At 72.8% G+C, this 12733-nt stretch carries 12 protein-coding genes; 1 reads left to right on the forward strand and 11 read right to left on the reverse strand.

Translation table 11 applies throughout. From position 1 onward, the window contains the following. Window positions 1–23: 23 nt before the first annotated feature. From QUC20_RS14905 to murQ, 4 genes are all read right to left on the reverse strand, one after another. The gene (locus QUC20_RS14905; RefSeq protein ID WP_289330384.1) at window positions 24–782 is read right to left on the reverse strand and encodes a phosphotransferase; all 759 of its coding nucleotides are present in this window, start codon (window positions 780–782) and stop codon (window positions 24–26) included. A 109-nt stretch (window positions 783–891) separates the two neighbouring features. Then, the gene (locus QUC20_RS14910; RefSeq protein WP_289330385.1) at window positions 892–1959 is read right to left on the reverse strand and encodes a MupG family TIM beta-alpha barrel fold protein; all 1068 of its coding nucleotides are present in this window, start codon (window positions 1957–1959) and stop codon (window positions 892–894) included. Between the two features lie 15 nt (window positions 1960–1974). Next, window positions 1975–3510, reverse strand: coding sequence for a PTS transporter subunit EIIC (locus QUC20_RS14915; RefSeq protein ID WP_289330386.1), 1536 nt, complete (start codon window positions 3508–3510; stop codon window positions 1975–1977). Window positions 3511–3579: 69 nt separating this feature from the next. Next, complete coding sequence (gene murQ / locus QUC20_RS14920) at window positions 3580–4485, reverse strand: N-acetylmuramic acid 6-phosphate etherase (protein WP_289330387.1); 906 nt, start codon at window positions 4483–4485, stop codon at window positions 3580–3582. 123 nt (window positions 4486–4608) lie between these two features. Between murQ and QUC20_RS14925 the strand changes: the two genes are divergently transcribed. Then, a complete protein-coding gene (locus QUC20_RS14925; protein ID WP_289330388.1) occupies window positions 4609–5475 on the forward strand; it encodes a MurR/RpiR family transcriptional regulator in 867 nt (288 codons plus the stop codon). Between the two features lie 95 nt (window positions 5476–5570). On the opposite strand, the gene QUC20_RS14930 is transcribed toward QUC20_RS14925, so the two are convergent. From QUC20_RS14930 to QUC20_RS14960, 7 genes are read right to left on the reverse strand one after another with little or no spacing between them, the layout of a single operon-like run. Next, window positions 5571–7070, reverse strand: a complete 1500-nt coding sequence (locus QUC20_RS14930; protein ID WP_289330389.1) for an aldehyde dehydrogenase (NADP(+)) — start codon at window positions 7068–7070, stop codon at window positions 5571–5573. Next, window positions 7067–8575 carry an FAD-dependent oxidoreductase gene (locus tag QUC20_RS14935; protein WP_289330390.1) on the reverse strand — a complete coding sequence of 503 codons (1509 nt, stop codon included), beginning with the start codon at window positions 8573–8575 and terminating at the stop codon, window positions 7067–7069. Before QUC20_RS14935 ends, QUC20_RS14930 begins: the two co-directional genes overlap by 4 nt. Continuing rightward, window positions 8572–8880, reverse strand: a complete 309-nt coding sequence (locus QUC20_RS14940; RefSeq protein WP_289330391.1) for a (2Fe-2S)-binding protein — start codon at window positions 8878–8880, stop codon at window positions 8572–8574. The genes QUC20_RS14935 and QUC20_RS14940 overlap by 4 nt, the downstream gene beginning before the upstream one ends. Next, window positions 8877–10043, reverse strand: coding sequence for an NAD(P)/FAD-dependent oxidoreductase (locus tag QUC20_RS14945; protein ID WP_289330392.1), 1167 nt, complete (start codon window positions 10041–10043; stop codon window positions 8877–8879). The genes QUC20_RS14940 and QUC20_RS14945 overlap by 4 nt, the downstream gene beginning before the upstream one ends. Continuing rightward, window positions 10040–10750 (reverse strand): GntR family transcriptional regulator, encoded by a 711-nt coding sequence (locus QUC20_RS14950; RefSeq protein WP_289330393.1) that lies wholly within the window; start codon window positions 10748–10750, stop codon window positions 10040–10042. The genes QUC20_RS14945 and QUC20_RS14950 overlap by 4 nt, the downstream gene beginning before the upstream one ends. After that, window positions 10747–11727: an ornithine cyclodeaminase family protein gene (locus QUC20_RS14955; RefSeq protein ID WP_289330394.1), complete on the reverse strand. Its 981-nt coding sequence runs from the start codon at window positions 11725–11727 to the stop codon at window positions 10747–10749. The genes QUC20_RS14950 and QUC20_RS14955 overlap by 4 nt, the downstream gene beginning before the upstream one ends. Further along, on the reverse strand, window positions 11724–12725 hold the full coding sequence (locus QUC20_RS14960; RefSeq protein ID WP_120264082.1) for a proline racemase family protein: 1002 nt from the start codon (window positions 12723–12725) through the stop codon (window positions 11724–11726). The genes QUC20_RS14955 and QUC20_RS14960 overlap by 4 nt, the downstream gene beginning before the upstream one ends. Window positions 12726–12733 lie beyond the last annotated feature (8 nt).

Below are 12733 nucleotides of genomic sequence, written 5' to 3' on the forward strand. Positions count from 1 at the left end.
ATGCGGCGGGCAGGAGTCGGGGGTCATCGGGTCAGGGCGCGGGTCCAGGTCGGGCGGTGGCGGTCGACGAAGTCGCGGACGGCGGCCCAGTGCTCGCCGTGCCCCTCGACGTACATCGTGGCCCACGGTTCGCGGCCCGACCGGTGCGAGCTCTCGAGAAGGGCGTGCATCGCCGCGACGCGCGCGCTCATCGTCTCGGGCAGCTGCGCGCGGAGCGCGGCCGGGGCCTCGTAGCCGTCGACGAACGAGCGCAGCCGCTCGGCGGCCACCGCGGGATCCTCCCCGGGGTCGCCGAGGGCGAAGGACTGGGCCGCGTAGGCGAGATCCCACGAGCGTGTGCTGGGGGCCGCAGCATCCCAGTCGATGAATACCCAGCGCTCGCCCAGCACCAGATTCCAGGGCGCGAGGTCGTTGTGGCACACCAGCTCGTCGCCCGGAGCGGTGATCGCCGTCTCCCAGATCGCGTCGGCGGGAGCGACGAACACCGCCGCGGCGTCGTGGATGCGGCGCACGAGCGCGCCCACGCGATGCAGCTGAGCGAGGCCCATCGGGCCGGCGTCGATCGCGAGCACGCCGTCGACGAACTCGGTCACCTGCCGACCGGCCTCGTCGCGCCCGCGGGGCTCGGGAGCGTCGACGCCCTGCGCGCGGAGCGCCTCGACGAAGGCGATGACGCTGGGGGTCGACGCCGTCCATGTCTTGCGCACGGTGTCGCCGACCCGCACCACGCTGCCGCTCGCATTGCCGCCTTCCAGCGGCTCTTCGCCATCCCCGTTCAGCACGCCCCCGAGCGTATGTCTCCGCCCAGAGAACCGTCGAGTCGCCGGAAAGTGCGGATGCGGGCACCCCGGGATCCACAGTTCGTGGCGAGTCGACGGGAGGAGGGCCGGGTCAGGCGGCGAAAGGGATCAGGCGGACGGTCTGGCCGGGACGCAGGTCGTCGACGATCCCGCGGTACGGCGCGGCGACCTCGCCGATGCGCGCCTGGCCCGCGTCGAGCGGACGATCGGTGCGCATGAGATGGACCTCGCCCCGGTACCGCCCATAGGCGTCGAGGTCGACCTGCAGGCTGCCGCGCTCACGCGAGTCCGCGTTGCGGGTGCGGGACGGACGTATGCCGCCGCGTGTCTCGTCCAGCCGGAACGCCGCCGCCGCATCCTCGACCCGCAACCGCCAGGGCCGCTCCAGCAGGACGGATGCCGCGGCGTCCAGCCCCACGACCGGGAGCGTCACCGTGCCCGTCGCCTCGAACTGCGCGATCCAGTCCGCGTGGTCATCGGCGACCACGCCCTCGGCGCAGACGACGACCGCCTCGGGAACGAGCCGCCGCAGCTGCACGTACGAACGCCACGCGTTGCGGTGCCGCTGCTCCTCGAGCGTCGGCAGCCCGAGGTGCAACGGCGCCCGCAGCTCGCCCTCGCCGGGGATGAACGCGAGAACCGGCATCCCCCGGTCGAGGAACAGCCGCGACTGCGTCACGAGGAACGACGCGGTCAGCCCGGTCTCGGGTCGCGGATAGAAGTTGTGCCATCCCCAGACGGGCAGTCCCGCCAACTCGTCGAGGAAGGCCGCGTCGACCGTGCTCGCGTTGACGGCGATCCGGCATCCCGACGCCTCGGCGACCCGACGGATCTCGTCGGCTCCGAAGCCGTAGTCGAGCCGCAGCGCCGTGATGCCCCGGCGTGACAGCCACCCCCATCCCTCGTCACCGGCGACGACGTGCTCGAGCGCGACGGGCGAGACGTCGGCGCAGAAGGTCACGCCATCGTCGTCGTGCGCCGCACGCAGCACCTCGCCGAAGGCGGCGAGTTCACCCGTGTCGACCATGTGCAGCGAGGTGAACAGCATCCGCTCGTCGCCGGAGCCGGCCGGCGCCGGGCGCGGTGCCGTCGCGAGCACCTGGTCGATGACGGCCCGCCGAGTGGCGGCGGCATCCGTGGGGTAGATCGAGAACAGCATGCGGACGCTCCTGTCTCAGCCGAGCCGCTCGACCATGTGCTCTTTGAACCCGAAGAACCAGGTCAAGACGAAGCCCATGATGTACGAGATCACGAGGCCGCCGACGTACCAGAGCCACGCGCCGTTGGTGATGACCGCAGTCATGAGCACGCCCGAGAGGCCCAGCGCCCCGGCACCGAATCCGCCGGAGGCCTGGATGCCGAAGGCGACGAAGGCGCCACCGAAGCCACCGCCGAGGCACGCGGTGATGAGCGGGTAGAACAGCGGCAGCGAGACGCCGTAGATGAGGGGTTCGCCGACGCCGAGCACACCGATCGGCAGGGCGGCGCGGATGATGTTCTTCAACCGGGTGCTCTTGGTCTTGAGGAAGATCGCGATCGCCATGCCGACCTCGCCGGCGCCGGCCATCGCGAGCACCGGAAGCAGCTCGGTGAAGCCGTGGTCGGTGATGAGCTGCGCGTGGATCGGCGTCAGGCCCTGATGGATGCCGAGCATGACGAGCGGCAGGAACAGCGACGACAGCAGGTATCCGCCGATGACGCCGCCGCGCTCGAGCGCGAAGTCGATGAGCAGCCAGTTGATGCCCTGCATGAGCAGACCCGAGATCGGCATGATCACGAAGATGCAGATGACGGCTCCGACGAGGAGCGTGACGACCGGGACGACGAAGAGGTCGGCCCAGGCCGGGACGCGCTTGCGGATCCACTTCTCGATCACGGTGAACAGCCACGCCGTCACCATGACGCCGATGATGCCACCGAGCGCCGGCTTCAGCTCGCCGAACAGCGGGAGCACGAGCGGCTGGGCAGGAGTGACCGTGCCGTCGGCGGCGGTCGTCGCGGCGATGCCGGCGAGCGCCGGGAGGTACGAGATGGCGCCGGCGATGAGGCCGAGCACCGGAGTGCCGCCGAACTCCTTCGCCGTGTTCAGTCCCACGATCAGGTTGAGCGAGGCGACGACGATCGTGCCGAGCGCAGCGAACACCAGGAACCACGGGTTGGCGGCGACGCCGGGATCGATGAGCTTCCAGATGTTGCCGATCGCCACGACGAGTCCGCACGCGATGAACCCGGGGATGATGGGCACGAAGATGTTCGCGATGTGACGGAAGAGCCCGTGCACCCGCGAGGTATGCCGCGACTTCACCTTCTGCGTGTTCTCCTGCTGGAGCGTGCGCAGGTCGGTCACCGCGTCGACGGGCTCACCGCCGCCGGATGCCCGCGCGCCTGTGGCCCGGCTCCCCGCCGCGGCCGCCGCGATGTCGGCCACCTCGTCGTCGGGATCGTCGACGGGGGCCTCGGCGGGGGCATCGACGACCTCGGCGAAAGCGTCGCGCAGACGCTGCGCGTGACCGGGACCGACGACGACCTGCAGCTGCGGGCCGTCGACGACGCCCATCACGCCGGTCAGACGCCGGAGCGCCGCGACATCCGCCTTCGAGGGGTCGTGCAGGTTCAGCCGCAGGCGCGTCATGCAGTTGGTGTACGAGGCGATGTTTCGCGAGCCGCCGACGAGCGGCAGGATCTCCTCGCTGAGTTCGGGGTAATCCACGGTGATTCCTTCCGGCGGACGGGGTTCGGGTGTCGGGTGCTGGGGTATGTGCTGGTGGGGGCGCTGGGGTCAGTCTCGGCTGCGCACGGCCTCGCGCACGAAGCCCGCGCCCGCGCTGAGCCTCTCGCGCGCGGTCGCCGCGTCGACGTCGCAGAGGATGGCGACGATCGCCGTCTTGGCGTGGCCGTCGGCCTCGTCGAGGGCGCGGCGAGCAGTCGCTGCGTCGCATTCGGTCGCGGCCTGGACGATGCGGACGGCGCGGGCGACGAGCTTCTCGTTGCTCGGGCGCACGTCGACCATGAGGTTGCCGTAGACCTTGCCGAGACGCACCATCGTCGTCGTCGAGATCATGTTGAGCACGAGCTTCTGACTCGTGCCCGCCTTGAGCCGCGTCGAGCCCGTGAGCACCTCGGGGCCGTTGTCGATCTCGATCGCGACGTCGGCGTGGGCGCTGATCTCGGCGCTCGGGCTGCACGAGATCGCGACCGTCGCGGCGCCGACGCGGCGGGCCTCGTCGAGTCCGCCGAGCACGTACGGCGTGCGACCGGATGCCGCGATGCCGACGACGACGTCGCGCTCGGTGAGCCCGATGCCGGCCAGGTCGTCTGCGCCGAGCTCGCGGGAGTCCTCGGCGCCCTCGATCGCGCGGAACATCGCCTCGTGACCACCGGCGAGGAGGCCCACCACCTGCGCGGGGTCGGTACCGAACGTCGGCGGGCACTCGGCGGCATCCAGCACCCCGAGGCGGCCGCTCGTGCCGGCCCCCTGGTAGACGAGGCGTCCGCCGGACGAGAGCGCGGCGACGGCGAGGTCGACGGCTCGGGCGATCTCGGGAATGGCCGCCGAGACCGCGCCGGCCACGCCGGCATCCTCGTCGTTCATCACACGGAGGATCTCGTCGACGGACATCGCGTCGAGCTCGCCGGTGAGCGGGTTGGGCGTCTCGGTGGCGGGGGTGGGGTGCGCGGTGGTCACGGATGCTCCTCGTCGATGCGCGGCGGCGTGCGCGAGCGTGGCACGTTGTTTCACACAGAGTGCTCTTGGCGGCATCTTTTGTCAACATCTGTGGAAGACTGAACCGACTTCCCGAGGAGGCACATGGACGGCGACGTCCTCGAAGCGACCCGCGCGATCATCCCCCGTCTGCGCCCGGCCGAGGTGCAGGTGGCTCGCGCGGTTCTCGACGACCCCTCGTTCGCCGTGTCGGCGACCGTCACGACCCTCGCCGAACGCGCGTCGGTGTCACAGGCATCGGTCGTGCGCTTCGCGAAGAGCCTCGGCTTCGCCGGGTACCCCTCGTTCCGGGTCGAGCTCGCGCAAGAGGTGTCGCGCCGCGCGATGGAGCTCGAGCGCTCGAACATCGCCGAGGGCGAGCTGAACCCGTCGGACTCACCCGCCGAGATGGTCGCGAAGGTCGCATTCCACGAGGCGCGCACGATCGAGCAGACCGGGCGGATGCTCGACCTCGACGCCCTCGAGCGCATCGCCCACGCCATCGCCGGCAGCGAGCGGGTCGTCACCTTCGGCGTCGGCGCATCGGGCCTCGCCGCCGCCGACCTCGCCCAGAAGCTGCAGCGCATCGGCATCATGTGCCTGAGCTCCCACGACACGCACGTCCAGCTCGTGCACGCCGCCCTCGCAGACGCGCGCACCACGGCGATCGCGTTCTCGTTCAGCGGCGGCACGATCGACGTGCTGCGAGCCGTCGAGATCGCCTCCGACGCCGGAGCCTTCACGGTCGCGATCACCAACGACACCGAGTCGCCGCTCGCCGCCGCGGCATCCGCCACCCTGCGCACCCCGGCACGCGAGGCGACGCTGCGCGCCGCGGCACTCGCGAGCCGGATGGCGCAGCTCGCGGTCGCCGACTTCGTCTTCATCCGCGTCGCCCAGCTGCGCTACCCCGACCTCGATGCGGCGCTCAGCGCGACCCGCGCCGCCGTCGGCGCCCAGCACCTGAGGTGACCCACCCCGGTCGACTCGCCAGAAGGCGTGGGTCCAGGGGCACCGGCATCCACATCTTCTGGCGACTCGACGTATGAGCTGAGCAGGGACCGGGGTCAGGGGTGGAGGACGCCGTCGACGCGGCGGGGGATGTCGAGCGGGTTGGCCTCCTGAAGCGCGGCGGGCAGCAGCGCATCGGGCACGTTCTGGTACGCCACCGGCCGCAGGAACCGGGTGATCGCGGCGGTCCCGACCGACGTCGTCCCGACCGCGGTCGTCGCGGGGTACGGGCCTCCGTGCTGCTGCGCCCACGTCACCGAGACACCGGTCGGCCACTGGTTCCACAGCACCCGGCCGGCCTTCGTCGCGAGCACCGGAAGCAGCTCGCGGGCCACCGCATCGCCCTCTTCGGCGACGATCGTCGCCGTCAGCTGCCCCTCGAGCAGCTTCGCGACGGCCACGAGCTGGGCGTCGTCGTCGTACTCGGCGACGAGCGCCGCCGGGCCGAACATCTCCGACACCAGGGCATCGGGGTCGGCGATGACGGCCGCCGCGGTCGTCCGCAGCAGCGCCGGCGCCGGAGCGAGGTCGGCGTCGTCGCCCGATGCGGGCGTTCGGGTGAGCACCTCGACCCCGTCGTGCCCCGCGGCGGCATCCAGTGCCCGGCGGAAACCCGCGGCGATCGAGTCGTTCAGCAGCGGCGCGGGCTCGGGCAGCACGACCGAGGCGAGCGCGTCGATCACCCCTGAACCCGCGGGCACGAGCAGCAGCCCGGGCTTCGTGCACAGCTGCCCCGCGCTGCCGACGACGGAGGCGACGAACTGCTCGGCGATCTCCGCCGCCCGCGACTCGGCGGCTCCGCGCGAGACGAACGCGGGGTTCACGCTGCCGAGCTCGCCGTAGAACGGGATCGGCTCGGGCCGCGCCATCGCGATGTCGAACAGCGCACGCCCGCCGGCGATCGACCCGGTGAACGCGGCGGCGCGGACGTCGGGATGCCGCAGGGCATGCACCCCGGCATCCGTCCCGTGGATGACCGTGAAGACGCCCGCGGGCGCTCCCGCCGCCGCGAGGGCCGCGGTGACGATCTCGCCCGTCAGCTGCGACAGGTGCGGATGGCCCGGGTGGGCCTTCAGCACGACGGCGTTCCCCGCAGCGAGCGCGCTCGCGGTGTCGCCGCCGGCGACCGAGAACGCGAACGGGAAGTTGCTCGCGGCGAAGACGAGAACCGTGCCGATGCCCTCGAGCTGGCGACGGATGTCAGGGCGCGGCGCCCCCATCGGATAGTCGGCGACCGCGTGATCGATGCGCGCATCGAGCCAGGAACCCTCGGCCAGCACCTCGGCGAACAGGCGCAGCTGGAACGTCGTGCGCTTCAGCTCGCCCCGCAGCCGCGCCTCGGCGAGGTGCGTCTCGCGACCGGCGAGCAGCACCAGGTCGTCGGCGCGCGCGTCGAGCCCCTCGGCGACCGCCCGCAGCGCCTCGCCCCGGACGGCGATCGAGGCCGCACGCCAGGCCGATGACGCGTCGGCGGCGAGCCCGACGAACGCGTCGACCTCGGCGATCGGGGTATCGGCGACGGGCGTCGCGGTGGCGGGGGATGCTGCGGTGGTCATGAGCTTTCCTTCCGGGGAGACAGGTCTGCGGGGTCGGGGAGGTCTGCGAGCGCGGCGAGGTCTGCGACGCGGATGGGCGTGCCGATGGGCCGGCGGACGAGGGGCTCGACGTCGCCGGGCCGCCGGGGCCGGCCGGTCTCCTGCTCGACGAGGCACGAGAGCGCGAAGCCGCACACCCGCCCCTGGCACATGCCCATGCCCGGACGTGCGGTCACGCGCACATCCCGCGCGTCGTCGGCGGCGAGGTCGGTCACCGTGGCCCGCACGGCCGACAGCGGCACCTCCTCGCACCGGCAGACGAGGGTGTCGTCGCGCAGCCAGGTCGCCCACTCCTCGGGCACGGGGCTCGCCCGGTGCATCCCGACGGCGAAGCTCCGACCGCGCGCGATCCGGCGGCGCAGGCGTCGCGCCGTCGCGGTCGGCACCGCGAGCCCGGCGTCGACGGCGGCCGCGAGCCCGGCCAGCTCGCCCTCGGCGCACGACTGCACGGCGCCGCCGATGCCGGTCGCCTCGCCGGCGACGTACAAGCCGGGCACGCTCGTGCGCTGGTCGACGTCGACGACCGCGACGAGCGATCCGTCCACGTCGATGCGGGTCTCGGCCCCGGCGCCGACGACGAGCTCGATCTGCGGGGTGAAGCCCCAGCCGAAGGCGACGAGGTCGACGTCGAGGGTGCGCTGCGTGCCCGGTCGCACCCGCCCGGCGGCATCCACGCGCGCGATCGTCGCACCGGTCACGCGCCCCTCCCCCGTGACCTCCGTGACGACGGTGCGCGTGCGGAGCGGGATGCGTTCGCGCACGAAGGTCGTCGCGTAGCCGACGCCCTCGACGAGCTTGCCCGGTTCCTGCAGCGCTCGGAGCGGCGTGGCGGCCCAGCGCGAGAGCGCATTGGCCTCGCAGACGGCGACGACCTCGACTCCCGCCCGCGCGAGTCCCGCGGCGACGGAGAGCAGGAACGGCCCCGTGCCCGCGACGACGGCGCGGCGCCCGGCCGCCACCTGATTGGCCTTGAGCATCGCCTGCACGCCGCCCGCGGCCATGACGCCGGGCAGCGTCCACCCGGGCACCGGCAGCTGACGGTCGTAGGCGCCGGGTGCGAGGACCACCCGCTCGGCGCGGACCGTGCGGTCGGCCGCCGCCACCGCATCCGCGCCGGCGACGGCCGTCGTCCGCAGCGAGAACCCGGAACCCGCCTCGCGGTCGATCCGCCACACCTGTCGCCCGGCCCGGTGGACGATGCCTCCGGAGCGGAGCTGACGGTGAAGCCGGTCGCGCAGTCCCCGGTAGTGCTCCCAATGATGGTGACCGGTGTGCTCGGGTTCGGTGAACGCGTCGAGGTGCCGTTCGTCGGGGTGGCGCCAGTACTGCCCGCCCGTCTGCATGCCCGCGTCGACGAGCACGACCCGCAGTCCGGTCTCGGCGGCGGCGACGGCGGCCGACAGCCCCGCCGGGCCGGCCCCGACGACGGCGAGGTCGACGTCGACAGCGCGGTTCTCGACGCTCACGACTCCGCCCCGTCCGGCGCGGGCAGCGGCAGGGGCGCGCCGGGGTCGTCGCTGCGGACCTCCTGCCCCGGCCGTGCGGGCGTGACGCAGGCACGCTGCGAGCGCTGCCCGTCGACGTTCAGCAGGCAGTCGTAGCAGACGCCGATGCCGCAGAAGAGCCCCCGAGGCTCGCCGCTTCCCCGTGTGGCCCGCCACGACACGACACCGGATGCCGCCAGCGCGCCGCCCACCGTCTGACCAGGGCGGAACGGTACCGAGACGCCGTCGAAGTCGAAGGCGTTCGCGCTCGTCATCTCCGCGCTCATGCCGCAACCCGCTCCGCGAAGCGCTCGGGCCGGAAGGCGTCGAGCGGAAGGTCCGTCGGTTCCCCGCAGAGCGCCTGCACGATGAGGGCCGCGGTGCCCACCGAGAGCCCGATGCCCGCGCCCTCGTGGCCGGCGGCATGCCAGAGCCCCGGGAGGCGCGCGTCGGGACCGATGACCGGCAGGTGGTCGGGGCAGTACGGCCGGAAGCCCGAGTACGTCCGCAGGATCTGCACGTCGGCGAGCACCGGGAACAGCTCGGCGCCTGCGCGCGCGACTCGCCCGACCGCCTCGGCCGAGAACGACGAGTCGAAGCCGACGCGTTCGCGGCTCGCGCCCATGAGGATCGTGCCGCTCGGGGTGCCCTCCACGACGGACGAGACCTGGAGCCCCGCATCCGACGACGCGACGTTCTGCACGTACTCGGCGGCGTACACCTTGTGCCGCACCGTCACCGGGACCGGCTCGGTCACCAGCACGAAGCCCCGCCGCGGCAGGACGGGCAGCTCGAGGCCCGCGAGCGCGGCGATCTCGCCCGCCCAGGGACCGGCGCAGTTGACGACGACGCCCGCATCGATGACGCCGGCGCTCGAGTCGATGCCGATCGCGCGCCCGGCGCGGACGCGGATGCCGGTGACCGTCACGCCCGTCAGCAGCCGGGCTCCGCGGTCGCGGGCAAGCCGCAGCAGATGATGCGCGGCGAGCACGGGTTGCACCTGCGCGTCGTCCGGGTAGTAGACCCCGCCCGCCATAGCGGGGTTCAGGTAGGGCTCGATACCGTGCAGTGCCGCGATGTCGGGGACGTCGTCGGCTCGGATGCCGAGTGAGCGCTGGTGATTGGCGAGCGCGTCGAGGGCCGTCTTCCCTCCCTCGCTCGCCGCGACGACGAGTCCGCCCTTGGCCTCGAACTCCCACCGCGATGCGTGTTCGGCGAGCTCGCCGCGCCAGATGCGCTGCGAGTGGAGTGCGAGTTCGAGCTCGGGGCCGACCTCCTTGTCGGAGACCAGGAGGTTTCCCTCGCATCGGCTCGTCGTGCCGGCGGCGATCGTGCCCCGCTCGACGACCGTGACCGAGAACCCGGCTTCAGCCGCCGCGCGTGCGACGGCCGCGCCGACGATGCCCGCGCCGATGACCAGGACGTCGGGGTTCCCGACGCGATGCGTCACGTGCCGACACCGCCCCCCGCGACATCCGCGCGAGTCGGGGCCTCGCCCGACCAGTCTGTCAGGACGTGCTCGATGTGGCGGTGGACGAGGTCGCGCGCGCCCTCCGCGTCGCCCGCCTCGATCGCGTCGAGCATGAGATCGTGCTCGTGGGCGGAGGCGACGAGACGTCCCTGCTCGTGCAGGTTCGCCAGGCCGAACAGGCGCGTCTGCGAGCGGAGTCCCGCCACGAGATCGACGAGGCGGCCGTTGCCCGCGTACTGCAGCAGCGCCAGGTGGAAGTCGCTGTCGGCGGCGAGGTACTCGACGAGGTCGCCCGACTGCGCGCCGGCGACGATGTCGGCGGCCTTGCGGCGCAGCTCCGGCAGCGCCGAGGCCGGGATGAGCGGGGTCGCGCGCTCGACGGCGGGCGGCTCGAGCATGAGGCGCAGTTCGGTGACCTCGCGCAGGTCGCGTTCGGAGACCTCGGTGATCTGGAAGCCGCGGTTGGGGATCGTGATGACGAGCCCTTCGCGGGCGAGATCGAGCATCGCCTCGCGGATGGGCGTGGCCGAGACGCCGAACTGCTCACCGAGGCTGGGCGCGGAGTACACGCGCCCGGGCTGCAGCTCGCCGCTGATGACCGCGGCGCGGAGCGCGCGGGTGACGGTCGAGCGGATGCTGGGCTGCTTGTCCAGCCGTACCACGTTGCGGAACTCGGGCGTGCTCATGTCGTCTCCTCCGATGCGGACCCCCGCCGCATGACCTCCATGATCCCCTGCACGACGGCGAGGTCTTCCCAGGCCATGCCGACGCCCGTGTACACGGCGGGTGCTCCGGGCCGCCGCGACACGCGGCCCGCGACGAGCTCGACGAGGTTGGCGGGCTCGGCGAGGGATGCACCGCCGGCTGCTGCGCCCGCGAGGTTGCCGCTCTCGCGCGCGGCGGAGGCGCGGGCCTCGACGACGACGTCGGCGGCACGCATGAGGTCGGCTCCGACCTCTCGGTGGTCGAGTCCGTGTGCGCCGACGGCGGCGACGACGACACCCGGGGCGACGTCGTCCAGGTCGAGGACGGGCGTGCTCGACGACGTCGCGGTGACGACGACGTCCGCGTCGCACGCATCCGCGAGCACCCCGGCCCGCGCGTCGATGCCTCGGCCCCGGAGGATCGCCACGGCGTCCTCGACCCGCTCGGGGGTGCGTCCGATGATCGCCACGTCGCCGACGGGCAGGACCGCGGCGAGCGTCGCGACGTGCTCGATCGCCTGCGGACCCGACCCGAGCACCGCGAGACGGTCGATCCGCGGCCGGGCGCCGCGCGGGTCGGCGGCGAGCAGACCGCGGACGGCGACAGCGGTGACGGCGGGCGTCCGCAGGGTCGTCAGGCGCGTGCCGTCGACGATCGCCGTGGGCTGGAGGGTCTCGCGGTCGAACAGCAGATACCAGGCGCTGATCTTCGGCAGCCCGAGCAGCGTGTTGGCCGGGGCGATCGTGGCGACCTTGATGCCGGCGGCATCCGGTGACTCCGACGGCATGAGCAGGAAGTCGCCCGCCGTCAGCGGCGCGAACATGCGCTCGTGATCGGCCTCGACGTCGAGCCCCGATCGCAGGGCTGCGGCGACGGCATCGACCGCCGCCGCCGGGGTCATCGCGCGCTCGATGTCGGCCGCCGAGACGACGGGCACCCCGGCCGGCAGCGCGGTCACAGGACGAACCCCTCGGGGAACGGATCGCTCGGGTCGAGCATGTACTGGGCCGTGCCGGTGACCCACGCCCGGCCGGTGATCGTCGGGATGACCGCCGGGATGCCGGCGACCTCGGTCTGCTCGACGAGTCGACCCGTGAACGACGTGCCGATGTACGACTCGTTGACGAAGTCGGTGTGCAGCGCGAGCTCGCCGCGCGCGTGGAGCTGCGCCATGCGCGCGCTCGTGCCGGTGCCGCAGGGCGACCGGTCGAACCATCCCGGGTGGATCGCCATCGCGTGCCGCGAGTGCCGCGCGGTCGAGCCGGGCGCCTCGAGGTAGACGTGATGGCAGCCGCGGATGGTGGTGTCGATGGGATGCACGGGGTCGTCGGCCTCGTCGACGGCCGCCATGATCGCCAGTCCGGCTCGCAGCAGGTCGTCTTTGCGGGCACGGTCGAAGGGCAGGCCGAGGTCGTCGAGCCGGACGATCGCGTAGAAGTTCCCTCCGAAAGCGAGGTCGTAGGTCACCGGCCCGAAGCCCGGGACGTCGACCGTGCGCCCGAGGCCCACGACGAACGAGGGCACATTGCGGATGGTGACGCGCTCGGCGTGGCCGTCCACCACATCGACGTCGGCGACGACGAGTCCCGCGGGGGTGTCGAGCCGGATCGTCGTAACGGGCTCGACGACGGGAACCATGCCCGTCTCGACCAGCACCGTGGCGACCCCGATCGTGCCGTGGCCGCACATCGGCAGGCACCCCGACACCTCGATGTAGAGCACGCCGACGTCGGCGTCCGGCCGGGTGGGCGGCTGCAGGATCGCGCCGCTCATCGCGCTGTGCCCCCGCGGCTCGTTCATCAGCAGGCGTCGCAGACCGTCGTTCTCGGCCATGAACCGCTGCCGCCGCTCCTCCATCGTGGCGCCGGGCAGGGTGCCGACGCCGCCGACGATGACACGTGTCGGCATCCCCTCGGTGTGGGAGTCCACGGCGTGGAAGACGCGCTTCGTGCGCATGCGGAAGC

Source organism: Microbacterium arborescens, from assembly GCF_030369635.1.
In the GTDB taxonomy this organism is placed as follows: domain Bacteria; phylum Actinomycetota; class Actinomycetes; order Actinomycetales; family Microbacteriaceae; genus Microbacterium.